This window comes from Winogradskyella sp. A2 (assembly GCF_046762865.1).
Taxonomy (GTDB): domain Bacteria; phylum Bacteroidota; class Bacteroidia; order Flavobacteriales; family Flavobacteriaceae; genus Winogradskyella.
Genome location: NZ_JBKQXM010000001.1, coordinates 1 through 23,696 on the forward strand (window position 1 = coordinate 1; position 23,696 = coordinate 23,696).

19 protein-coding genes are annotated in these 23,696 nt (G+C 33.1%); 16 read left to right on the forward strand and 3 right to left on the reverse strand.

Translation table 11 applies throughout. From position 1 onward, the window contains the following. The 6 genes from ACFWV9_RS00005 to ACFWV9_RS00030 all read left to right on the forward strand — a co-directional run. On the forward strand, positions 1 to 357 hold a 357-nt coding region (locus ACFWV9_RS00005; RefSeq protein ID WP_411893173.1), incomplete at its 5' end, for a T9SS type A sorting domain-containing protein. A gap of 160 nt (positions 358 to 517) precedes the next feature. Continuing rightward, the gene (locus ACFWV9_RS00010) at positions 518 to 1,090 is read left to right on the forward strand and encodes a Crp/Fnr family transcriptional regulator (protein WP_411893174.1); all 573 of its coding nucleotides are present in this window, start codon (positions 518 to 520) and stop codon (positions 1,088 to 1,090) included. 191 nt (positions 1,091 to 1,281) lie between these two features. Further along, positions 1,282 to 4,686 carry an isoleucine--tRNA ligase gene (gene ileS, locus ACFWV9_RS00015; protein ID WP_411893175.1) on the forward strand — a complete coding sequence of 1,135 codons (3,405 nt, stop codon included), beginning with the start codon at positions 1,282 to 1,284 and terminating at the stop codon, positions 4,684 to 4,686. A 5-nt stretch (positions 4,687 to 4,691) separates the two neighbouring features. After that, a complete protein-coding gene (locus ACFWV9_RS00020) occupies positions 4,692 to 5,075 on the forward strand; it encodes a TraR/DksA family transcriptional regulator (protein ID WP_411893176.1) in 384 nt (127 codons plus the stop codon). A 40-nt stretch (positions 5,076 to 5,115) separates the two neighbouring features. Next, entirely contained in the window at positions 5,116 to 5,766 is a 651-nt protein-coding gene (locus tag ACFWV9_RS00025) for a hypothetical protein (RefSeq protein WP_411893177.1), read from the forward strand. A gap of 23 nt (positions 5,767 to 5,789) precedes the next feature. Next, positions 5,790 to 6,455: a lipoprotein signal peptidase gene (locus ACFWV9_RS00030; RefSeq protein WP_411893178.1), complete on the forward strand. Its 666-nt coding sequence runs from the start codon at positions 5,790 to 5,792 to the stop codon at positions 6,453 to 6,455. Here ACFWV9_RS00030 and ACFWV9_RS00035 read toward each other — a convergent pair. The 3 genes from ACFWV9_RS00035 to rimK are packed head-to-tail and all read right to left on the reverse strand — an operon-like array spanning position 6,409 to position 8,809. After that, a complete protein-coding gene (locus ACFWV9_RS00035; RefSeq protein WP_411893179.1) occupies positions 6,409 to 6,972 on the reverse strand; it encodes a 5-formyltetrahydrofolate cyclo-ligase in 564 nt (187 codons plus the stop codon). The genes ACFWV9_RS00030 and ACFWV9_RS00035 overlap by 47 nt on opposite strands. Continuing rightward, complete coding sequence (locus tag ACFWV9_RS00040) at positions 6,969 to 7,937, reverse strand: succinylglutamate desuccinylase/aspartoacylase family protein (RefSeq protein WP_411893180.1); 969 nt, start codon at positions 7,935 to 7,937, stop codon at positions 6,969 to 6,971. Before ACFWV9_RS00040 ends, ACFWV9_RS00035 begins: the two co-directional genes overlap by 4 nt. Next, positions 7,934 to 8,809 carry a 30S ribosomal protein S6--L-glutamate ligase gene (rimK, locus tag ACFWV9_RS00045; protein WP_411893181.1) on the reverse strand — a complete coding sequence of 292 codons (876 nt, stop codon included), beginning with the start codon at positions 8,807 to 8,809 and terminating at the stop codon, positions 7,934 to 7,936. Before rimK ends, ACFWV9_RS00040 begins: the two co-directional genes overlap by 4 nt. A gap of 109 nt (positions 8,810 to 8,918) precedes the next feature. Between rimK and uvrC the strand changes: the two genes are divergently transcribed. The 10 genes from uvrC (at position 8,919) to ACFWV9_RS00095 (ending at position 23,687) form a co-directional block, all read left to right on the forward strand. Further along, a complete protein-coding gene (uvrC, locus tag ACFWV9_RS00050) occupies positions 8,919 to 10,712 on the forward strand; it encodes an excinuclease ABC subunit UvrC (RefSeq protein WP_411893182.1) in 1,794 nt (597 codons plus the stop codon). Position 10,713: 1 nt separating this feature from the next. Beyond that, positions 10,714 to 12,978, forward strand: a complete 2,265-nt coding sequence (locus ACFWV9_RS00055) for a patatin-like phospholipase family protein (RefSeq protein WP_411893183.1) — start codon at positions 10,714 to 10,716, stop codon at positions 12,976 to 12,978. A 177-nt stretch (positions 12,979 to 13,155) separates the two neighbouring features. Then, on the forward strand, positions 13,156 to 14,313 hold the full coding sequence (locus ACFWV9_RS00060) for a homogentisate 1,2-dioxygenase (protein WP_411893184.1): 1,158 nt from the start codon (positions 13,156 to 13,158) through the stop codon (positions 14,311 to 14,313). Positions 14,314 to 14,332: 19 nt separating this feature from the next. After that, on the forward strand, positions 14,333 to 14,821 hold the full coding sequence (locus ACFWV9_RS00065) for a CCC motif membrane protein (protein WP_411893185.1): 489 nt from the start codon (positions 14,333 to 14,335) through the stop codon (positions 14,819 to 14,821). Positions 14,822 to 14,826: 5 nt separating this feature from the next. After that, the gene (gene hppD / locus ACFWV9_RS00070) at positions 14,827 to 15,987 is read left to right on the forward strand and encodes a 4-hydroxyphenylpyruvate dioxygenase (RefSeq protein ID WP_411893186.1); all 1,161 of its coding nucleotides are present in this window, start codon (positions 14,827 to 14,829) and stop codon (positions 15,985 to 15,987) included. A gap of 172 nt (positions 15,988 to 16,159) precedes the next feature. Then, positions 16,160 to 16,954, forward strand: coding sequence for a DUF3108 domain-containing protein (locus tag ACFWV9_RS00075; RefSeq protein WP_411893187.1), 795 nt, complete (start codon positions 16,160 to 16,162; stop codon positions 16,952 to 16,954). Between the two features lie 3 nt (positions 16,955 to 16,957). Next, the gene (locus tag ACFWV9_RS00080; RefSeq protein ID WP_411893188.1) at positions 16,958 to 17,893 is read left to right on the forward strand and encodes a tryptophan 2,3-dioxygenase family protein; all 936 of its coding nucleotides are present in this window, start codon (positions 16,958 to 16,960) and stop codon (positions 17,891 to 17,893) included. 8 nt (positions 17,894 to 17,901) lie between these two features. Next, the gene (locus ACFWV9_RS00085; protein WP_411893189.1) at positions 17,902 to 19,197 is read left to right on the forward strand and encodes a peptidoglycan DD-metalloendopeptidase family protein; all 1,296 of its coding nucleotides are present in this window, start codon (positions 17,902 to 17,904) and stop codon (positions 19,195 to 19,197) included. Positions 19,198 to 19,200: 3 nt separating this feature from the next. After that, the gene (gene pgi, locus ACFWV9_RS00090) at positions 19,201 to 20,847 is read left to right on the forward strand and encodes a glucose-6-phosphate isomerase (RefSeq protein ID WP_411893190.1); all 1,647 of its coding nucleotides are present in this window, start codon (positions 19,201 to 19,203) and stop codon (positions 20,845 to 20,847) included. 161 nt (positions 20,848 to 21,008) lie between these two features. Continuing rightward, positions 21,009 to 23,687, forward strand: a complete 2,679-nt coding sequence (locus ACFWV9_RS00095) for a TonB-dependent receptor (RefSeq protein WP_411893191.1) — start codon at positions 21,009 to 21,011, stop codon at positions 23,685 to 23,687. The last annotated feature ends 9 nt before the right edge of the window (positions 23,688 to 23,696 follow it).

Consider the following 23,696-nt stretch of genomic DNA (forward strand, 5'->3'; position numbering starts at 1 on the left):
GTAAACAACGTACAGCCTTACGAGTTCTCCACGGAGGCCGGCGAGCATACGGAGAGGTTCGAGGTGGTGTTCTCGCAACAGTCCCAGACCCTATCTCAGATAGACCAGGACATAGAGGATCTTAGGCTCTACTATGCGATGGGCAGGAAGAAGATCGTGGTTATGAATCCTAGGGGTGTTGAGATCTCACAGCTAAGCGTGACCAACATACTCGGCCAGAGGGTGTACCAGAACGGAAACGCCTATCCAGGGTCCTACAACGAGTACGATCTCCAGGAACTCGAAACGGGTACTTATATCGTCGAACTGGTGACGGACGGCAACACAAAGGTCACCAAGAAGTTTATAGTAAAGTAGTATATTTTAAATATAAAATAACACAAAGTCTTTCTATCTATTAGAAAGGCTTTTTTTTAGGATCAACAACTTATCCATGTTTTAGACATCTTCATAGGATTAATTTGTTTCAGAAGGGATTATTTGTGTTATTCGTTTTAACTATTTTAAATTATGAGCCATGGATGACCCTAGCTTTGATTTTTTGAAATCAAAATTCCATGTTACAAAAGAAACATATAAAGTATTAGAAGATTTAGCCAAGAAAAGAAAGCTAAAATCTGGGGAATGTATTGTTCGGCAAGGTAATAAAAGTAATAACGTAGCTTTTTTGACCTCTGGGTTAATGCGTGCTTATAGTACCTTAGAATCAGGTAAAGAAATTACCAAAAATATATTTGTACCAATTAGTTTTGTTGGCCCTTTTTCTTCAATTTTGAAAGACAAACCAGCATTGTTTTGTTATGAAGCTTTGGTTGATTCAACGGTTTTTGAAATAAATTTTTATGATTTTATTAAAATTTCAAAGACAAATATTGATATAAGTACTTTATATAATAGAATTTTGGAATCTGTATTTATTATGTACGAAACCAAACAATTAGAAACTGCCGCTTTAGACGCAACTCAACGCTATTTAGAATTAAAAAGAAGAATACCCAATATAGAAAACTTAATTCCCCAATATCAAATAGCTTCATATTTAAATATTTCACCAGTACAATTAAGTAGAATAAGAAAAGCGTTAAAGTGATTTTAACATATGTTATTTAATTCTCATATTATTCAATTTAAATTTGTTTAAGATTAATTTTTTTACGAACAAGATTAATTAATAGTCCTAGCAAGAAAAAGTAAGCCATCACGGTTTGCTTTTTTTTATTTTAAAATCAATCCTTTAAACAGAAATTCTTAATTTCGCGACTCCAAAAGAATTTTGATGTCATGAGTACAAAGTTCCCTGAATACAAAGGACTTAACTTGCCAAAAGTAGCTAACGCGGTTAGTGACTATTGGGAAGCAAATAATATCTTCGAGAAAAGTGTTACAACTAGAGAAGGTAAGGAGCCTTATGTTTTCTTTGAAGGACCACCATCAGCTAACGGATTACCAGGAGTACATCATGTCTTAGCGCGGGCTATAAAGGATATTTTTCCGCGATATAAAACCATGAAAGGATTTCAGGTTAAACGGAAGGCAGGTTGGGACACTCATGGATTACCTGTGGAATTAGGTGTTGAAAAGGAGTTAGGTATAACCAAGGAAGATATTGGCACTAAAATAACTATAGAGGCGTATAACGAAGCTTGTAAAGTGGCTGTTATGCGATATACAGATATTTGGAACGATTTAACCAAGAAAATGGGGTATTGGGTTGATATGGAGGATCCATATGTAACCTACAAGTCTAAATACATGGAAAGTGTATGGTGGTTACTTAAACAGATTTACGATAAAAATTTGTTGTATAAAGGATATACCATACAACCGTATTCACCAAAAGCAGGTACCGGTTTAAGTTCGCATGAGCTAAATCAGCCAGGGACTTATCAGGATGTCACAGATACAACAGTAGTTGCTCAGTTTAAAGCTATTGAGGACTCGTTACCAGATTTCTTAAAAGATGAAGGAGATATTTATTTCTTAGCCTGGACCACTACTCCTTGGACACTGCCTAGTAATACAGCCTTAACAGTTGGGCCTAAAATTGACTATGTTTTAGTTGAAACATATAATCAATATACATTTAAACCCATAAATGTCATTCTAGCTAAAGGATTGGTAAATAATCAATTTGACACTAAATTCAAATGCGTTGAAACTAAACCTGAGTTAATTGAATATAGCAATGGTGATAAAAAGATTCCATATTATGTTGTAAAAGAATTTAAGGGCAAAGATTTGGTTGGTATAAAATATGATCAGCTATTGAATTATGCATTACCAAACGATAATCCTGAAAATGCCTTTAGAGTAATTTCTGGAGATTTTGTTACAACAGAAGATGGTACAGGTATTGTGCATACAGCACCGACTTTTGGTGCAGATGATGCCATGGTTGCAAAACAAGCTAAACCAGAAATACCACCATTATTAGTAAAAGATGAAAACGAAAACTTAGTACCATTAGTTGACCTACAGGGACGTTTTAGGCCTGAACTTGGAGATCTAGGCGGTAAATATGTTAAGAATGAATATTATGATGAAGGTGAAGCGCCAGAGAAATCAGTTGATGTAGAATTGGCCATTAAATTAAAGATTGAAAATAAAGCCTTTAAGGTTGAAAAATATAAACACAGTTACCCAAATTGTTGGAGAACTGACAAGCCAATTTTATACTATCCTTTAGACTCCTGGTTTATAAAGGTAACTGATGTTAAGGATAGAATGCATGAGTTGAATACTACAATCAATTGGAAGCCAAAATCTACTGGTGAAGGCCGTTTTGGAAATTGGTTGGCAAATGCAAATGATTGGAATTTGTCACGCTCACGTTTTTGGGGTATTCCATTACCAATTTGGCGATCAGAAGACGGTAAAGAACAATTATGTATTGGTTCTGTTGAGGAATTAAAATCTGAAATGCATCGTGCAGTTGAAGCTGGTTATATGACTGAAGATATATTTTCCGATTTTGAAGTTGGTAATATGTCTGAAGTCAACTATGATAAGGTTGATTTACATAAAAATATAGTAGATAAAATAACTTTGGTTTCACCTTCAGGAAAACCAATGAAGCGAGAAAGTGATCTAATTGACGTTTGGTTTGATTCTGGTTCAATGCCATATGCACAATGGCACTACCCGTTTGAAAACCAAGAATTGATAGATAATAAAGAAGCTTTTCCGGCAGATTTTATTGCCGAGGGCGTAGACCAAACAAGAGGTTGGTTCTATACACTTCATGCTATAGGAACTATGGTTTTTGATTCTGTAGCTTATAAGAATGTTGTATCAAATGGACTAGTATTAGACAAAAATGGGCAAAAAATGTCCAAACGATTAGGAAACGCAGTAGATCCGTTTGAGACACTAGCAAATCTAGGTGCTGATGCTACGCGTTGGTATATGATAAGTAATGCGAATCCATGGGATAATTTAAAGTTTGATATTGATGGTATTGAGGAAGTTAAACGTAAGTTTTTTGGTACTTTATATAATACGTATTCATTCTTTTCACTTTATACTAATCTTGATGGATTTAATTATTCAGAGAGTGATTTGCCATTAAAGGAAAGGCCGGAACTAGATCGTTGGATACTTTCAGAGCTGAATACATTAATTAAAAAGGTTGATGCCTACTATGCAGATTATGAACCGACAAAAGCAGCAAGAGCAATATCTGATTTCACACAAGATTATTTAAGTAATTGGTATGTGAGGTTAAGCAGAAGGCGTTTCTGGAAAGGCGATTATCAAAAAGACAAAATTTCGGCATATCAGACATTATATACTTGTATGGTAACCATTGCAAAACTAGGAGCACCTATTGCACCATTTTTTATGGATCGTTTGTATTTGGACTTAAATTCTGTTACGAAAAAAGAATCATTTGATAGTGTACATTTGGCAGAGTTTCCGGAAGTGGATAAATCTGCTATAGATAAGATTCTAGAACGAAAAATGGAGAATGCTCAAACAATATCATCTTTAGTTTTATCGTTACGTGCAAAAGAAAAGATAAAAGTGCGACAGCCACTTCAAAAAATAATGATACCTGTTGATTCTCAAGAGCAGAAACAAGAAATTGAAGCAGTTTCTAGTTTAATTAAACACGAAGTTAATATTAAAGAAATTGAGCTTTTGCAGGATGCTTCAGACATTTTAGTTAAGCAAATTAAACCAAATTTCAAGGTGTTAGGACCTAGATTTGGGAAAGATATGAAGTTGATTTCTAGTGCAATAGGAAATTTTACATCAGATGATATAAAAAATATTGAACAGAATGGTTCAATTGCACTTGATATTAACGGAAAAAATATTACATTACAACTGGAAGATGTAGAGATTACGTCGCAAGATATTGAAGGCTGGCTTGTTGCTAATGAAGGTGCATTAACTGTGGCTTTAGACGTAACTGTAAGTGATGAGTTGCGTAAAGAAGGTATTGCTAGAGAACTGGTAAATCGTATTCAAAATTTACGCAAAGATTCAGGATTTGAAGTTACTGATAGAATTGATGTTCAGATTCAAAAAGATGAAAATATTGTTGCGGCAGTGGCTTCGAATGAAGCCTATATTAAATCTGAAACTCTAACAGAAGAATTACAAATAAAAGAAATATTAAATAATGGTATAGAAATTGCTTTTGACGACGTAAATACCAAATTGTTTATACAAAAACATTAATACATATGGCAGCAGAAACAACAAACCGTTACTCGGATAAGGACTTAGAAGAATTTAAGGTTTTAATTCAAGAAAAAATTGATAAAGCAGAGCATGATTTAGAGCTAATTAAAAGTGCTTATATGAATGACCATAATAATGGTACTGATGATACTTCGCCAACATTTAAGGCTTTTGAAGAGGGAAGCGCAACAATGAGTAAGGAAGCAAACTCAGCTTTGGCGATTCGTCAAGAGAAATTTATTCGCGATTTAAGAAATGCGATGATTCGTATTGAAAATAAAACTTATGGAGTTTGCCGTGTTACAGGCAAACTAATTAAAAAGGAACGCCTAAAACTAGTGCCTCACGCAACATTAAGTATTGAAGCTAAAAACATGCAGAAATAATACCTTTGAAAAAAGGTCTCAATTTCTGTGAGAATGAATTTTGAATACTACTAAAATCATACAGCCTTGGATTTTTTATTTCAAGGCTTTTTTAATAGTGTTATTTTCTCAATTTGTTTTTGCTCAAAACACCTCTATTAAAAAGATTGAAGCAGAAAATGTTGAAATCATTTCTATTGATGGTAATCAATTGTTTATGATTGAAGTAATGACATCGAATTTAAAGGAATTTAAAATAACTTCAATAGTTGATGGTGAATATGAAAATAATTATCAAATTATTAGTTCATTAGACGAAAATACTTTGAATATAAAACTTGAACGAGTTGCATTTGCAGAAATTGAAGATGACAAGCGAAATGCTCACAAGGTTATTGATGCAAAATTGCTTCTGGAAATACCGAAAAAAATGAACCTAAGTATTATCAGTGACATAGCTTCTGTTCAATTAGATGGCAATTACAATACAATTTCAATTCAGTTAAGACAAGGTTACTGTAATCTGAATGGCAGTTCAAAAACTACGTCAATAAATACTATAGATGGTAATATAAGTGTTATAACTGAAGAAGCTGATGTCAGGGCAATTTCTAATAAAGGAAGTGTAAACGTGTATCCATATAATTTAAAAACATCAATTTATAACTTAAGGTCTATAAATGGAGATATTTCAGTAAGAAGACCTGATTAATTTTATATGTATTAAAATGACTAATGTCTAAAAGAAAAACAATCATAGTTATTCTAATTATTTTACTAATAGATCAATTAAGTAAAATTTACATTAAGACACATTTTGTTTTAAATGATGATGTTAATGTCTTTACATGGTTTAAAATAGCCTTTGTTGAGAATGATGGTATGGCTTGGGGAACCAAACTAAGTGATTTTATTCCAGCTATATCTGATAGAAGTGCTAAATTGATACTAACCATATTTAGAATATTTGCGGTAACAGGTATTGCATTTTGGTTAATTGATGTACTAAGAAAGAATAAGTCTAAGACTTTGATTTTTGCAATTGCCATAATATTTGCAGGAGCATTGGGTAATATAATTGATTCAGTTTTTTATGGAATTTTATTTAGTGACAGCGCTACGGAAGTAGCAACCTTTTTACCTGCAAATGGAGGTTATGCAGATATTTTTCATGGTAAGGTGGTAGATATGTTACATTTTCCTATTTGGTCGGGCATATTACCAGATAATTTACCATTGTTTGGAGGTACATATTTCTCATTTTTTGATCCTGTTTTTAATGTGGCGGATGTTGCAATAAGTACAGGTATCGGTATTTTGATTGTTTTTAATAGGAAGGCATTCAAAGAAGTATCTAAAACTGAAAAATTTCAATTGGAGTCACACAATAATCCAACCTAATATCATTTTCTGAAGTATCCAAAACTTCATCTTCAGCGTCAAAAAAAGACAGCCCAATTTTTATTGTTTCTGGTTTGCATTCTTTTAAAAAGCGATCGTAAAACCCTTTACCATAACCAACTCTATTACCAGTTTTGTCAAATGCTAGAAGTGGAACAAAAACAACATCTGTTTGGGAAGCAGAAATTTCTATACCTTCGATTGGTTCAGGAATATTGTAGTCATTTTTTTTAAGTTTAGTGCCATCTGTTAGAAGATAGTGCGACATTGAAAAGTCTTCAAAATTACTTTTAGAGATTACAATGTTTTTATCTTTTCCCGCAAGAATATTTAATATATACTCTGTATTTATTTCTAGTTGTTCTTCAATAGTTAAGAACATATGATAAAAGGAATGATTCCAAATGTTTAGTTTTAAAAGTTGATTGGCTATGGCAAGGCTTAAATCTTCAATCTTATCCTTTGAAAGCTCTTTTCTAAGTGTCTTATACTTTTTTCTAAGTTCTGATTTGGTCACGATTCTAATTTTGTAGAAATATGAAAAATAGCATCTCCTTGGTAGATAATCGGAGATTCATTAACATTGAACAGGTAACCGTCATTTGGTGCTTTTACAAAATGATTAAAACTGCCATAAGGATCTGTAATGTGGCCAAGTACATCTCCTTTTTCAACCATTGTATTAACCGCAATATTAGATTTAAACATACCTGAATGGTTAGCACGCACCCATTTACTATCTAAAATTCTGATACAACTTTTTTTAGGATTAGATACTTTAAACTTACTTCTAAGCATACCCAAATGAGCCAAAACGCGTTTAATACCATTAACACCAGTATTAGTTATTGTTCTATCAATATTGAAGGATTTACCACCCTCAAATAGTAACATTGGAATTCCTAATTTATAGCAAGTATGTCTAAAGGATTTATTAAGGTTTTTTGAATAATAAATTATTGGAGCACCAAATATTTCGGCCAATTCATCTAAAACAACCTCGTTTTTTACAATTCTTATTTGAGCAGCATTAAACCGGTCTGCACCTCCAGTATGAAAATCTAAAATTAAATCTGCATGAGGTACAATTTCTGTCATAAGTTTATTTGCAACCCTACTTGCTAATGATCCACTTTTGCCACCCGGAAAAACACGATTTAAATCGCGCCCATCGGGAAATTCACGATCCATGTGAATAAACCCAAAAACATTAATTACAGGAATACAGATAATAGTTCCATTTTTTGGTTTATTAATTCCTTTTGCAATGATTTGGCGTACAATTTCTACACCATTAACCTCATCACCATGAATACCTGCAGTAATAAGTACAGTTGGCCCTGGTTTTTTGGATCTTTCAATAATAACAGGTACATCGATAGTGTTTTGGGTATGTAACTTGGCGACATTGAAACTTACTTTTGCACTTTCTCCAAGTGCTACTTTTTCACCTAAAATATGAAGTACTTCCTTTTCACTCATTTTCTGTTTCTTTCAATAAAGGTGATGATTGCTTTAGCTATATTTTTTTGGGTTGCTTTTTCAATACCTTCTAAACCAGGTGTGGAGTTAACTTCCATAATCAATGGACCTCTTTTAGATTGTAACATATCTACACCGCAAACAGGGAGTTTTAAAGCTCTTGCAGCCTTGATTGCAAGTTTTAGTTCGTCTTGAGAAAGTTTAATATAATTAGCACTACCGCCTCTGTGTAAATTAGATCTGAACTCGCCTTCTCGGCCTTGTCGCTTCATAGCTCCAACAACTTGTCCATCTACTATTAATGCTCTTAAATCTGAACCTTTTGCCTCTTCAATATATTCTTGTACTAATGCTCTAGCTTGTAAGCCATTAAACGCTTCAAGCACAGACTCTGCTGCATTTCTAGACTCTACTAAAACTACGCCTAATCCTTGTGTGCCTTCTAATAATTTAATTATTACAGGTGGTCCACCAACATGGTCTAAAACTTCTTCTACATCTCTAGAATAGTTTGTAAAAACGGTTTTTGGCATACCAATTCCTGCTTTTGATAAACGTTGAAAGCTTCTTAATTTATCTCTACTTCTAATGATAGCGTCAGAGGTAACAGTTGTAAAGACGTTCATCATTTCAAATTGTCTAACTACTGCACAGCCAAAAAAGGTTACTGAAGCACCAATTCTTGGTATAATAGCATCTACATAATCTAGATACCTATCTTTATAATAAATAGTTGGCTTTTCCTTTTCAATAATGATATCGCATTTAAGAGGGTCAATAACTTCTATATCGTGACCTCTATTTTCACCTTCATGAATGAGACGTTTTGTAGAGTAAAGATTTTCGTTTCTTGAAAGGATAACGATATTCATAATTGTACTTAAAGAGCCTAAAGTTAAGAAGTATTTAGAGTTAGTCAAACATTATAGACTTATAACTTATTGAACTTATAACTTATTACTTTTATTTACCTTTGAATTAATGTCAGAAACAGCCTTAGAGATACAAATAAAAACCTTACCTCACCAACCTGGCGTTTATCAATATTTTGATAAAGATGAGAACATTATCTATGTTGGTAAGGCAAAGGATATTAAGAAGAGGGTTAGTAGTTATTTTACTAAAAATCATGACTATGGCAAAACCAGAGTTTTAGTAAAAAAAATAATAGCAATTAAACATATTTTAGTAGAGACTGAAAATGATGCCTTATTGCTAGAAAACAATCTGATTAAGAAATATCAGCCTAAGTATAATGTGATGCTAAAGGATGATAAATCGTATCCATGGATTTGCGTTAAAAACGAAAGGTTTCCTCGAATTTTCCCCACAAGAAGAGTAATAAAAGATGGGTCTGAGTATTTTGGTCCATATACAAGTATGAAAACTGTTAAAACACTTTTGGGATTAATCAAGGGGCTTTATCAGTTAAGAACATGTAATTATGATCTTTCAGAATCTAAAATTGAAGCTGGTAAATATAAAGTATGTTTAGAATTTCATCTAGGTAATTGCAAAGGAGCTTGCGAAGGAAAAGAAACAGAAACTGAGTACCACGCTAATATTATTGCGATAAGAGAAATATTAAAAGGTAACTTTAAAGACTCTTTGCAACAATTTAGAAAACAAATGAAATTGTATGCTGATAATATGCAATTTGAGGATGCACAAAAAATAAAAGAGAAACTTGAAATATTAGAGAATTATCAATCTAAATCTACTGTTGTAAACCCAAAAATTAGTAATGTAGATGTATTCTCAATTGTAAGCGATGAAACTTATGCTTATGTTAATTTTTTACAGCTTAGTTATGGATCAATAATAAGGTCCCATACATTAGAGTTAAAAAAGAAATTACAAGAATCTGATAAAGAATTACTGGAGTTGGCTATAACGGAAATAAGACAGAGATTTAACTCAAATTCTAAAGAAATTTATGTGCCATTTAAGGTAGATTCAGGCGAAGATGTAAAGGTCACAATTCCTAAGCTAGGCGATAAAAAGAGTATTGTAGATTTATCTAAACGAAATGCCATGTACTATCGTATGGATAAGCTCAAACAAATTAAAATAGTAGATCCAGATAGACATGCTAATAGAATTATGGCTCAAATGAAGGCTGATTTACGATTGACTGAAGAGCCAAGACACATAGAATGTTTTGATAATTCTAATATACAAGGTACCAATCCAGTGGCTGCGTGTGTTGTATTTAAAAACGGAAAACCCAGCAAGAAAGATTATAGGCATTTTAATATAAAAACGGTTGAAGGACCTGATGACTTTGCATCAATGGAAGAGGTTGTGCATAGAAGGTACAAACGACTTTTGGAAGAAGATGCTTCCTTACCACAGTTGATAATTATTGATGGTGGCAAGGGTCAGCTTTCTTCAGCTCTTAAAAGTTTGGATTTGTTAGGTTTAAAAGGAAAAATTGCAATTATCGGAATTGCCAAGCGCTTAGAAGAATTATTTTATCCAGATGATCCAATTCCATTATATTTAGACAAGAAAAGTGAAACACTTAAAATAATCCAACAATTAAGAAATGAAGCACATCGTTTTGGTATTGAGCATCATAGAAATAGAAGGAGTAAAAGTGCTCTCACAACTGAGCTCGAAAACATTCCGGGTGTTGGCGAGCAGACAATAGTAGATTTAATGAAACATTTTAAGACTGTAAAACGCATAGCAAATGCTAAACTCGATGAATTAGAGAACGTTATAGGTGTTTCAAGAGCAAATAAGATTTACAATTATTATCACAAAGAATAGATTGAATATATCAATAAAATATACAACCAGAATTAATCCAATAGTTATTCTATTTATACTATTAGTTGGAGTAACTTTTTTTGATGCTGTTTATGCCCAAAAAAAGGATGAACCAAAAGTAGGATTGGTACTAAGTGGAGGAGGTGCGAAAGGATTCGCACATATTGGTGTGTTAAAAGTTATAGACAGCCTTGGTATCAAAGTAGATTATATCGCTGGTACTAGTATGGGAGCAGTTATAGGATCCTTATATGCATCAGGTTATTCAGGTGAGCAACTAGAAGCCTATTTTAATAATCAGGATTTTAATGTATTAATTAACGATGAATTTGAACGATCTTCTAAAACAATTTATGAGAGGGAAAACGCAGAAAAATATGCAGTCAGCTTGCCATTTGAAAATTTCAAAATAAGTCTTCCTTCCGCATTATCAAGGGGTCAGAACGTATATAACTTATTATATCAGTTAATGTTTCCTGTTAAGGATATTAATGATTTCAGTCAACTTCCAATCCCATTTTTTTGTATTGCAACAGATATTGAAACGGGTGAGTCCATAATAATGGATAATGGAAATCTTGCAGAAGCTGTTACGGCAAGCGGTGCCTTACCGTCATTATTTGAACCTGTTGTAATTGATGATAGAATTTTAATCGATGGTGGTGTAACCAATAATTTTCCAGTTGAAGAGCTTAGAGCTAGAGGTATGGATATAATTATTGGAGTTGACGTTCAAGATACATTAAAGGATAGAGAATCTTTAAAATCTGCACCAGATATATTATTTCAAATCAATAATTTTCGAACTATCAATGCAATGAAAGGCAAGGCGCCATTAACTGATATCTATATCAAACCTGATATTACAAATTATTCAGTCATTTCTTTTGATGAAGGTAGGGATATTATTGAAAATGGTGAATTGGCAGCAAAAGCTAAACTCAACGAATTAAAAAAAGTAAGAGATAACCAAGATTATGTTGTCCCTAGACCAAAAACATCTCCACTAGACAGCTTAAGAATAGCCTCCGTAAAAATAGATGGTTTTGAACGTTTCACCCGCTCGTACTTATTGGGTAAATTAAAATTTAAAGGCAATGAAAAAATAAGTTATTCCAAATTTAAAAAGGGGATTAATAATTTAATTGCTACTAACAATTTTGATGCTTTTAGATATCAACTAAAATCTAGTGCAGAAGATTCTACCTATTATTTAACGGGTAAAATAAGAGAATCTGAAACTACAACATTTTTAAAATTAGGTGTTCATTATGACGGCTTGTACAAAAGTGCTGCACTGGCAAATTTAACTAAGCAGCAGTTATTGTTTAAGAATGATCTGGCATCCTTAGATTTTATTTTAGGAGATAATTCTAGATATAATTTCGATTATTTTATAGACAAAGGATTTTACATCAGTATTGGTATAAAATCACGCTTCAATCATTTCAGTAAAGGTGTAAACCCAGGGATAGCTTTAGAGGATGACTCACCATTGTTGACTTCCCTTAACAAAATTGATGTGGATTTAAATGATTTTACTAACCAAGTTTATATACAAACTATATTTAGAAAAGATTTCGCACTAAGACTTGGTGGTGAGTATAAGCGCCTTAAGATTACGTCAGAAACACTTTTAGAAGAAGATCAGGACGATGAAATAACTTTTGAAAACACGGATTATTTTAGCCTATATGGTAATTTAGTTTTTGATGATTATGACAATCCTTATTTCCCAAAAAGTGGTTTTTATTTCAGTGGTGATTTTCATTGGTACGTGGGTGCTTCAGGGTTTAATACCAACTTTGAGCCTTTTTCTATTGCAAAGGCTGATATTGGCTATGCTTTCAGCTTTTCTAATAACTTGGTGTTTAAGGCAGAAACACATGGTGGATTTAAAATTGGAGATGATTCCACAAACTCATTGAATTTTGCTTTGGGTGGTTATGGAAGAAATTTTATTAATAATTTCTTTTCTTTTTATGGATATGATTATTTAGAAATTACTGGCGATAGTTATGTAAAGGCAACCTTCACTTTAGATTATGAGTTGTTTAATAACCATCATATGTTACTATCTGCTAATTATGCAAATGTTGAAAACGGACTATTTGAAACTGGCAATTGGTTATCCGCTCCCGACTTTACAGGTTATGCAATTGGGTACTCACTAGAAACTTTTTTAGGGCCTTTAGAAGGTAAGTACACATATTCTCCAGAAACAGGAGATTCTTACTGGTTTTTTAACCTTGGATTTTGGTTTTAAGTGTAAATTTTCTCAACTTTACACAACTATGAAAGTGTTTTGGGCAGATATTAAACTTCACTTACATTTCCTGATTAAGAGGAACCCAGAATAGATACGCATTTTTTGTACCTTTAATACAGTTTAAATTTACACGTTTCAGTGTATAATTAATTCAACCTTTAAACCAAAAAAGAAATGCCATTTTATCATAAGCTTGGAAAAATTCCACCAAAAAGACATACACAGTTTAAAAAGCCAAATGGAGATTTCTACTATGAGCAGTTGTTCGGTACCATTGGATTTGATGGAATGTCTACTAATAGCTATCACGAGCAGAGGCCAACACAAGTAAAAGAAATTAGATCTCAATATAGTATAGCGCCAAAGGTTGCCAAGGCTAACAACATGCAATCCTATCGTTTACATGGGTTTAAGGTTAAACCAGAAAAGGACTATTTAGATAGTAGAAAAGTGGTATTAACTAATAGTGACTGCAACATTATTTTGGCTGCACCAAAAGAATCTACCAGAGATTATTTTTATAAAAACACGGATGCAGACGAACTTATTTTTGTTCATAAGGGCACGGGGAAGCTGAGAACTATGCTTGGTAATCTAGATTTTAAATATGGTGATTATTTATTAGTGCCTCGTGGTATCATTTATAAAATGGATTTTGATACTGATGATAACAGGTTATTCATAGTTGAATCATACAGACCTATTTATACACCAAAGCGATACCGTAATTGGTTTGGTCAGCTTTTAGAGCACTCGCCATTTTGTGAACGCGATTTACGCCAGCCAAAAGAACTTGAGACCTATAATGAATCTGGCGACTTTTTAATAAAGATTAAGAAACAAGATGAAATCATAGAAATGGTTTATGCTTCTCATCCATTTGATGTGATTGGTTACGATGGATATAATTATCCATATGCATTTTCAATTCATGATTTTGAACCTATCACAGGTAGAGTTCATCAGCCACCACCAGTACATCAAACATTTGAGACTGATGCATTTGTAGTTTGTAGTTTTGTGCCTAGATTATATGATTACCATCCGCTCGCTGTACCTGCACCATACAATCACAGTAATATTGATAGTGATGAAGTATTGTATTATGTTGATGGTGATTTTATGAGTAGAAATGATATAGAAGCAGGGCATATTTCCTTGCATCCTGCAGGTATTCCTCATGGACCGCATCCCGGTGCTATGGAACGAAGTATAGGTAAAGTAAAAACCGATGAATTGGCTGTAATGGTAGATACATTCAAACCATTAAAGGTGACAGAAGAAGCATTAAAAATAGCTGATGAGGATTATTTTAAATCTTGGCTAGAATAAATAGTATCAATTTTAGAATATGAACAATAATAAGTTAGCAGCAGATCCACTAGCACTGGTTCTTGGAATTTTATCTCTTGTCTTGGGTATAGCCGGATGTTGTTGTTATGGTCTAACAGCAATAATTCCATTAGTATTAGCAATAGTGGGATTAATATCTGCAAATCGAAGCTTAAGAGAATATCGTGAAAATCCAGAAGCTTTCTCACCACAATCCGCGAGTAATGTTAATACAGCTAGAATCTTAAATATAATTGGAATTGTAATCAACGGTTTCGTAGTTTTAATATCAGTAGTAATTATTGCTTTTTATGGTACAATGTTGTCTTCTGAAATTTTTGATGAAATCCGGAATAATTCTAATACCAGTAGTTATTACGACTATGAATTTGTAATAGATTCTTCAGAAACTAGCGAAGAGGAGTATTATTTAGAGGAAGAAGATTCGGTTAATATAGATGTATTGATTGAAGATGAAACAGTAGAATTAGAACAAGAATTTAATTAATTATTATGGCAAAAGAAGTTAAAAGCGTTAACTATGGCTTAGAAAAAATATTTGATGAGGCTCAAGATTTTTTACCCCTCTTAGGGACAGATTATGTAGAGTTTTATGTTGGTAATGCAAAACAATCAGCACACTATTATAAAACTGCATTTGGATTTCAGTCTTATGCATATAAAGGATTAGAAACAGGTTCTAAGGATTCTGTGAGTTATGTGCTAAAACAAGATAAAATTAGACTTGTGCTTACAACGCCGTTAAATAGCGAATCTCCAATAAATGACCATATTGTAAAACATGGTGACGGTGTAAAAGTAATAGCGCTTTGGGTTGATGATGCGAGAAAATCTTACGAGGAAACAACCAAACGCGGTGCTAAATCATATATGGAACCTGTAGTAGAAAAAGATGAGTTTGGAGAAGTGGTAAGATCAGGTATCTATACTTATGGTGAAACTGTTCACATGTTTGTTGAACGCAAAAATTACAATGGAGTTTTTATGCCCGGTTTTGTGGAATGGAAAAGTGATTACAATCCAGAATCTGTGGGTCTTAAGTATATTGACCATATGGTAGGAAATGTAGGTTGGGGCCAAATGAACAAATGGGTAAAATGGTATGAAGATGTTATGGGTTTTGTAAATTTTCTATCTTTTGATGATAAACAAATTCATACTGAATATTCAGCCTTAATGAGTAAGGTTATGAGTAATGGAAACGGTAGAATTAAATTTCCTATTAATGAACCTGCAAAAGCGGCAAAGAAATCACAGATAGAAGAATATCTTGATTTTTACGAAGGGTCTGGCGTGCAACATATTGCAGTTGCTACTGATGATATTATTAAAACTGTAGCGCAACTTAAAGCGCGTGGTATAGAATTTTTGCCACCACCGCCACAATCCTATTATGATATGATTCCTCAAAGATTAGGTGTGCATATGGAAATGATGAAAGAAGATATTAAAGAACTTCAGAAGCTTTCAATTTTGGTTGACGCTGATGAAGAAGGTTATCTACTTCAAATTTTCACAAAACCTGTAGAAGATAGACCGACCCTATTTTTCGAAATCATTCAAAGGATGGGTGCAAAAGGATTTGGTGCTGGTAATTTTAAAGCTCTTTTTGAGTCTATAGAAAGAGAACAAGCCAAGAGAGGAACACTTTAAAATAATTATTCCGATTTTCATCTTAGTTATTGGGATGTGTTTTTATGATTTTATACTTTTGGAACAGTAATTGTAAATAGCCTAAATATAAGCTGATAAACAGTGACTATTTATTAAGATAATTGTAACACATTAAATGTGACACATTATTTACATTTACACTAAAAGAATTATGAAATACATTTTTGTAATACTGCTATTTTTTGCGGGACTGGGTTCTCCTGGAGTTCAGAAGGGCACTGCATTCCAAAAGGGAGAATGGTTTAAATTCAAAATGAGTTATAGTGGCTGGTTTAAAGCTGGTGAAGCAACCTTAAAAATAGATGAGAAGAAATTAAACGGAAAGCCTGTTTTTCATGTAGTGGGAAAAGGAAAAACCACAGGATTAATCAATGCGTTTTTTAAGGTTAGAGACCGTTATGAAAGTTATTTTGATAAAAAAACAGGCGCCCCATATAAGTTCATTAGAAAAATTGATGAAGGTGGCCATACGAAGGATATTGAGATTAATTTCAATCATCAAGAACAAAAAGCAATTGTCAATAACAAAAAACGCAAGAAGGTTACTACAATAACCACTGAGCGCGATGTACAAGATATGGTTTCTATGTATTATTACTTAAGAAATAATATCGACATCGATGCGTTGAAAGAAGGTGATGAAATTCAAACCACTATGTTTTTCGATGAGGAAAATTATGGTTTCAAACTAAAGTATTTAGGCAGAGAGACTATTAAAACTGAGGTTAATGGTTCTAGGGTGAAAGTAAAAACATTAAAATTTAGGCCTTATGTAATGGCTGGTCGTGTTTTTAAAGAAGAAGAGAGTTTAACCCTTTGGGTAAGTGCTGATAAAAATAAAATTCCTTTAAAAATTAAAGCAGACCTTGCGATAGGTTCCTTAAGAGCAGATTTAGAAGCGTTTAGAGGCCTAAAGCACTCTTTTCAGATTGAACTTGATGATTAAATTATGGAAGACCAACCCAATTATGACGATATCATAAAACAGCTTCAAGAGAAGTACGAAAAAATAGACCAAGATACAGATGACCATTTATACGGCTTGCTTTACAGCAAGCCGATTACGTATTGGGACTACATACAAACAGATGCATTATTAAACCTTCAAATTCAGCGCACTACTTTACCTGATGAGATGGTGTTTATTGCCTATCACCAGATTAATGAACTTATTTTTAAGATGATTCTTTGGGAAATGTCTCAAGTTGCAGAAAAGGAAAATTTGGATGTTACTTATTTTGAAAATAAATTAATGCGTATTAGTCGTTATTTTGATATGCTATCGACTTCATTCAATATAATGAGAGAAGGTATGGAAGTTGAGCAGTATATGAAGTTTAGATATACGCTCACACCTGCGAGCGGATTCCAAAGTGCTCAATATAGATTTATTGAATTTGCTTCTACAGAATTAATCAATCTTATAGACTATCGTTTTAGGTCTTCAATAAATAGGGACACGCCCTATACATATGCCTTTGAGCATCTTTATTGGCAAGCAGCAGGAAAAGATCATAAAACTGGTAAAAAATCCACACTTTTAATTAATTTTGAAAAGCGTTATAAAGATGAGTTCTTAAGATTTATGGAAAATTATAATACCAAAAATCTTTGGACACGTTTTAAGGAATTACCAGAAGCAGACCAAAATGATGAAGATTTGGTTAAAGCTATGAGACACTATGATTATACCGTAAATGTAACATGGGTAATGGCGCATTATAACGCTGCGGTACATTATATAGAAAGCGGATTGGGAGATGGAGAGGCAACAGGTGGTAGTGATTGGAAAAAATATATGCATCCAAAATACCAAAGACGGATTTTCTTTCCGGATTTATGGACCGAGGAAGAATTAAAAAATTGGGGAAATAACATAAAATAAGTGCATTAATGCAGTTAAAACGATTAGTAGCATTAGCCGTAGTAACTTTAGTTTTATTTAATTGTAAAAATGAAGATCCGGTAAAAGACAATCAAATTGATATAGCGGAAGTAGTTGAAGAAAAGAAAATCCTAGAATTTGGATTTAATCTCAATGACTATGTGGTTAAGCGCGATACAATAAGAAAGGGTGATAGCTTCGGACAAATTTTAGAGAAAAACAAGATTGGTTATCCTAAAATATTTGAAATTGCAGAAAAAGCGAAGGACACTTTTGATATAGCAAGACGACTCATTCCTGGTAAACCTTATACTTTATTATGCACAAAAGACAGTTTAGAAATACCAACTACCTTTATCTATCAACCAAGTATAGAAGACTACGTTGTAATTAATTTTAAAGATTCTATTGAAGCTTATACAAGTAAAAAACCGATAAAGTATATCGAAAAAACTGCAACTGGAATTATTGAAAATAATATTTCAGAAACACTTGAAGAAAAAGGATTAAGTCAAGTTTTAGCCTTTAAAATGGCAGATGACATCTACGCTTGGACCATAGATTTTAGGAGATTGCAAAAAGGTGATCGTTTTAAGGTTATTTATACAGATAAGTATATTTCGGATTCTATTTATGCTGGTGTGCACGACGTAAAAGCTGCCTATTTTGAGCATAATGGAGACTCTCTATATGCTTTTGAATTTGTAACAGATTCTGTAAAAGGGATTAAGGATTATTTTAATGATAAAGCAAAAAATTTAAGACGTGCATTTTTAAAAATGCCAGTAAAATTCGGAAGACTATCTTCTAGGTATAATCTTAAGCGTCGTATTGCTTATTATGGTTATAAAGTGAGACCTCATAAAGGTACTGATTTTGCAGCACCTGTTGGAACACCAATTATGGCTACAGCAAATGGTACAGTTGTAGAATCCACTAGTCGAGGTGGTAATGGTAAGTATGTGAAAATTCGTCATAATGATACTTATACTACACAGTACTTGCATATGAGTCGTCAGGCAGTTAAGAAAGGAGAATTTGTTAAACAGGGTGACATCATTGGATACGTTGGTATGACAGGAAATTCTGGTGGTCCTCATGTTTGTTATCGCTTCTGGAAAAATGGTAGGCAGGTAGATCCATTTAGACAAAAATTACCTGAAGCAAAACCGATATCAGACAGCCTTAAAATAAGATATTTAGAACATATAAAACCTATTAAACGGCAATTGGATAATATATTCTTCTTAGAGGCAGAGCCTAAGAAAGTTGAAACTACAATTACTGAAGATCCAATTTTATAAATCATGGCATTAAAATCGACCAATCCGACTACCACAAATTCGTGGAATAAGTTACAATCTCATTTTAAAAATATAGAACATAGTCATCTTAGAGATTTATTTAATTCTGATATTAATAGAGCTAAAGATTTAACCATTCAATGGGAGGATTTTTATGTAGATTTTTCAAAAAATAGAGTTACGCAAGAAACTTTGAATCTTCTAGTAGAGTTGGCAAATGAAGTTGACTTAAAAGATGCAATTTCAAGATATTTTGAAGGAGACGTAATAAATGTTACAGAGGGTAGAGCTGTTTTGCATACTGCCTTAAGAACTGCGAAAGATTCTGAAGTATTTGTTGATAGCGAAAATGTTGTACCAGGTGTTTTTGAGGTAAAACAAAAGATAAAAAACTTTACAGATAATGTTTCTTCTGGAGAGCATAAAGGATTTACTGGAAAGGCCATAACCGATGTTGTTAATATTGGTATTGGTGGCTCCGATTTAGGACCTGCAATGGTTGTTGATTCATTACAGTTTTACAAAAATTATCTAAATACACACTTTGTCAGTAATGTTGATGGAGATCACCACAAGGAAATAATTAAAAATCTTAACCCTGAAACTACGTTATTTGTAATTGTTTCAAAAACATTTACTACACAAGAGACATTATCTAATGCAAACTCTATTAGATCTTGGTTTTTAGAGTCGTTACCACAAGATGCTATATCTAAACATTTTGTTGCGGTATCAACAAATATAAATAGTGTCAAAGCTTTTGGTATAGACGAAAACAACATCTTTCCTATGAAGGATTGGGTTGGTGGACGTTTTTCGCTTTGGAGTGCAGTTGGGTTATCAATAAGTTTAGCACTGGGTTATGATCATTATGAAAGTCTTCTTAATGGCGCTTACAAAATGGATGAGCATTTTAAAACAGCAAGTTTTAATGAGAATATACCCGTAATTGCAGCACTACTTACTATATGGTATAATAACTTCTTTAATGCAGAAAGCGAAGTAATAATTCCATATACACAGTATTTAAATCAATTTGCAACCTACCTTCAACAAGGTATCATGGAGAGTAATGGAAAAAGTGTGGATAGAGATGGTAACTCTGTTTCGTATCAAACAGGTACAATAATTTGGGGTGAGCCTGGCACAAATTCTCAGCATGCATTTTTTCAATTAATCCATCAAGGGACAAAATTAATTCCTGCTGACTTTATTGGCTTCGTAAAATCATTGCATGGTAATAGTGATCATCATGATAAATTGATGTCTAATTATTTTGCGCAGACCGAAGCATTAATGAATGGAAAGACCAAAAAAGAAGTTTTACAGGAGTTACAAGGGCAAGGTCTTTCTGATAATAAAATAAAGGCATTACTTCCCTTTAAAATATTTGAAGGGAATAAGCCTACAACATCAATTCTTATTGATAAACTTACACCTGCGAGCCTAGGTAAATTAATAGCCATGTATGAGCATAAAATATTTGTTCAAGGTGTTATTTGGAATATTTATAGTTATGACCAATTCGGTGTAGAATTAGGGAAACAGCTAGCTAAGACCATTCTAAATGAGCTAAATGATAAGTCAAAATCTAATCCTCACGATGCTTCTACACAGGGATTGGTAGATTTCTATAGAAAGAATAGCTAAAACCTGTTAAAATATTTCAGATATTTTAATTGTGCGCGCATAATATTGTTATTTCTCTAAATTAAAGCCAATGTTAAAAATTTTAACATTCAGTTAATGTTTTAACAATAGATATATGTAATTTTGCACCACTAAAAGAAACCAATTAACTTAAATTTTATATGAAAAAATTTAACTATTTTTTATTTGCAACTGTATTAACCTTATTTACTACAGTAGCATTTGCTCAGAGTACACTTACTGGTAAAGTAATTGACGGAGAGATGAATGCACCACTTCCAGGAGCAAACGTAATTGTAAATGGAACTACTAATGGTGCAACAACAGACTTTGAGGGTAATTTCACAATTACTGCTCAATCAGATTCTGGTGAAATTGTAATTTCATATGTTGGATTCGAATCTAAGACTCTTTCTTTTAATGGAGATACAGATTTTGGTTCAATTGTATTGAATTTAGACAATACCTTAGATGAGGTTGTTGTTGTAGGTACAGGGATTATCGATTTAGCTGAGGGTAGAAAAACACCTGTGGCAGTATCGACAATTACAGGTAGAGACATTCAACTTAAGGCTTCAGGTAACGTAGAATTTGGTGAGTCAATGAAAAACACACCTTCTGTATACGTTTCTAACCAGGCAGGTGGTTTTGGTGATAGCCAGATATTCTTAAGAGGTTTTGACCAAACAAATACAGCTTACTTATTAAATGGTCAACCAATTAATGGTATGGAAGATGGCAGAATGTACTGGTCTAACTGGTCTGGTATGTCAGATGTTGCTAACGCAGTACAGGTTCAAAGAGGTTTAGGATCTTCTAAGCTTGCTATCTCATCTGTTGGTGGTACAGTTAACATTGTCTCTAAATCGACTGAAAAAAGAAAAGGTGGTTTTGTACGATTCTTAACAGGTAACGACAGTTATATGAAAGGAACTATTAACTATAATTCTGGTATAAATGATAAAGGCTGGGCATTTTCTGTATTAGTTGATCACTGGCAAGCACACAGAAAGTACTCAATTGGTACTGCTGGTCAAGGACAAAACTATATGATATCAGTTGGTTACAAGCCAAATGAAAATAATACATTCAACTTCTTATTAACTGGTGCACCACAATGGCACGACCAAAATTTCTCAGAAGATTTAGAATTTTATGAGGCATATGGTGAAAAAGCTAACGATAATTCTGGTTTTTACGAAGGTGAACGTTTTACTGAAAGACGTAATTACTACCACAAGCCAGTAGCCAACTTAAACTGGGACTGGAAAATCAAAGAAGGTTTAGATTTATCTACTGTATTATATGCGTCTTGGGGACGTGGAGGTGGAACAGGAAATCTTGGTCGTGGTCGTATAAGAAACGAAGACGTAGGTGTTTTTGGTCTTAACGAAAGAGAAATTAACTTCGATGCTATAGAGGAAAACAATATCGCAACTTCAGATGCCAATGGTAATGGTAGTTTTGGGGACTCTTACCTAAGAAGATCTTCTGTAAACAACCATAACTGGTATGGGATATTATCAAATTTAAATATTGAAACAAGTGAAAACTGGACATTTAATGTTGGGTTTGATGGAAGAACGTATAATGGTATACACTTTAGACAATTAAATGAGAAATTTGGTCTTAATGGATATGTGGACAATTTTAGAATTCCTGAGCGTCCAGATGATTATGTGATTTCAGAAACATTTGAAGCAAATCCATGGTCATCATTATTTGACTTTGCTGATGACGATCAGAGATATGACAGAAACTATGAAGAAGTAATTAATTACCTTGGTGCGTTTGGACAAGCAGAATTCTCTCAAGACAATTTCTCTGCTTTCATACAAGCTGCTATCTCAACTCAATCTTATCAAAGAGAAGGTTTCTTCGGAGGTTCAACTTCTACAATATATGAAGGGACATCAGCAGAGACAACGATTGATGGTTTAGGGAAATCTACAAAAGTAAATAAAACAGGTTACCAAATTAAAGGTGGTGCTTCTTATAATATTAATGAGAATCACTCAGTATTTGCTAATGCAGGTACGTTTTCTCGTCAACCTTTCTTAGATAATGTTTTTGCAAATATCCGTTATTCAAATGAATTAGTAGATACTAACAAAAATAATGCTAAAGACGACTTAATAGATAATGAAGAAATATTAGGTTTAGAAGCAGGTTATAGATTTAAAAATCAAACTTTAAGAATTAACCTTGATGTTTACAGAACAGAATGGGGTAATAGGTTCTTATCTTTTGGTACTAATCTTCCATTAGACGAGTTTGGTATTTATAGATTTACTGATGTAACTCAAATTCACCAAGGTGTGGAATTTGATTTTGAATATAGACCAATTGCTGCTGGATGGAGTTTAAGGGGTTATGGTTCATTCGGTAATTGGAAATATGAAGGAAGCACACCTTATACATTACAAAACGATGACACTGGTGATTTCTTAGTTACTGATGGTAATGTTGAATTAACAGATGTAAAAGTTGGTAATGCACCACAAACATCTTTTGGTGTTGGATTTAGAGCAGATATTTGTGAGGGTCTTTCTTTTGATATGGACTATAACTTATATACTGATTTATATGAGTTTGTTGATGTGGAGGATGTTGTCGACGCTGCATTAAATAATCAAAAGTATGAATCAGTGAGATTACCTGCATATACTTTAGCAGATGCTGGTATTACTTATAGATTCTCATTAGGTGATAATCCTATGGTATTTAGAGCTAACGTTTATAACTTATTTAACGAAGCTTATATAAACCAAACGGATAATTTTGGTACTTACTTAGGTATTGGAAGAACCTTCAACGCGAGTATCCGTTACAACTTTTAAAATTAATAC

Excerpts from the sequence above, each read along its gene's own strand:
- ACFWV9_RS00010 (WP_411893174.1), top strand. The coding sequence starts at position 518 with ATGGATGACCCTAGCTTTGATTTTTTGAAATCAAAATTCCATGTTACA.
- ileS (WP_411893175.1), top strand. The coding sequence starts at position 1,282 with ATGAGTACAAAGTTCCCTGAATACAAAGGACTTAACTTGCCAAAAGTA.
- ACFWV9_RS00020 (WP_411893176.1), top strand. The coding sequence starts at position 4,692 with ATGGCAGCAGAAACAACAAACCGTTACTCGGATAAGGACTTAGAAGAA.
- ACFWV9_RS00030 (WP_411893178.1), top strand. The coding sequence starts at position 5,790 with ATGTCTAAAAGAAAAACAATCATAGTTATTCTAATTATTTTACTAATA.
- ACFWV9_RS00040 (WP_411893180.1), bottom strand. The coding sequence starts at position 7,937 with ATGAGTGAAAAGGAAGTACTTCATATTTTAGGTGAAAAAGTAGCACTT.
- rimK (WP_411893181.1), bottom strand. The coding sequence starts at position 8,809 with ATGAATATCGTTATCCTTTCAAGAAACGAAAATCTTTACTCTACAAAA.
- uvrC (WP_411893182.1), top strand. The coding sequence starts at position 8,919 with ATGTCAGAAACAGCCTTAGAGATACAAATAAAAACCTTACCTCACCAA.
- ACFWV9_RS00060 (WP_411893184.1), top strand. The coding sequence starts at position 13,156 with ATGCCATTTTATCATAAGCTTGGAAAAATTCCACCAAAAAGACATACA.
- ACFWV9_RS00065 (WP_411893185.1), top strand. The coding sequence starts at position 14,333 with ATGAACAATAATAAGTTAGCAGCAGATCCACTAGCACTGGTTCTTGGA.
- hppD (WP_411893186.1), top strand. The coding sequence starts at position 14,827 with ATGGCAAAAGAAGTTAAAAGCGTTAACTATGGCTTAGAAAAAATATTT.
- ACFWV9_RS00075 (WP_411893187.1), top strand. The coding sequence starts at position 16,160 with ATGAAATACATTTTTGTAATACTGCTATTTTTTGCGGGACTGGGTTCT.
- ACFWV9_RS00080 (WP_411893188.1), top strand. The coding sequence starts at position 16,958 with ATGGAAGACCAACCCAATTATGACGATATCATAAAACAGCTTCAAGAG.
- ACFWV9_RS00085 (WP_411893189.1), top strand. The coding sequence starts at position 17,902 with ATGCAGTTAAAACGATTAGTAGCATTAGCCGTAGTAACTTTAGTTTTA.
- pgi (WP_411893190.1), top strand. The coding sequence starts at position 19,201 with ATGGCATTAAAATCGACCAATCCGACTACCACAAATTCGTGGAATAAG.
- ACFWV9_RS00095 (WP_411893191.1), top strand. The coding sequence starts at position 21,009 with ATGAAAAAATTTAACTATTTTTTATTTGCAACTGTATTAACCTTATTT.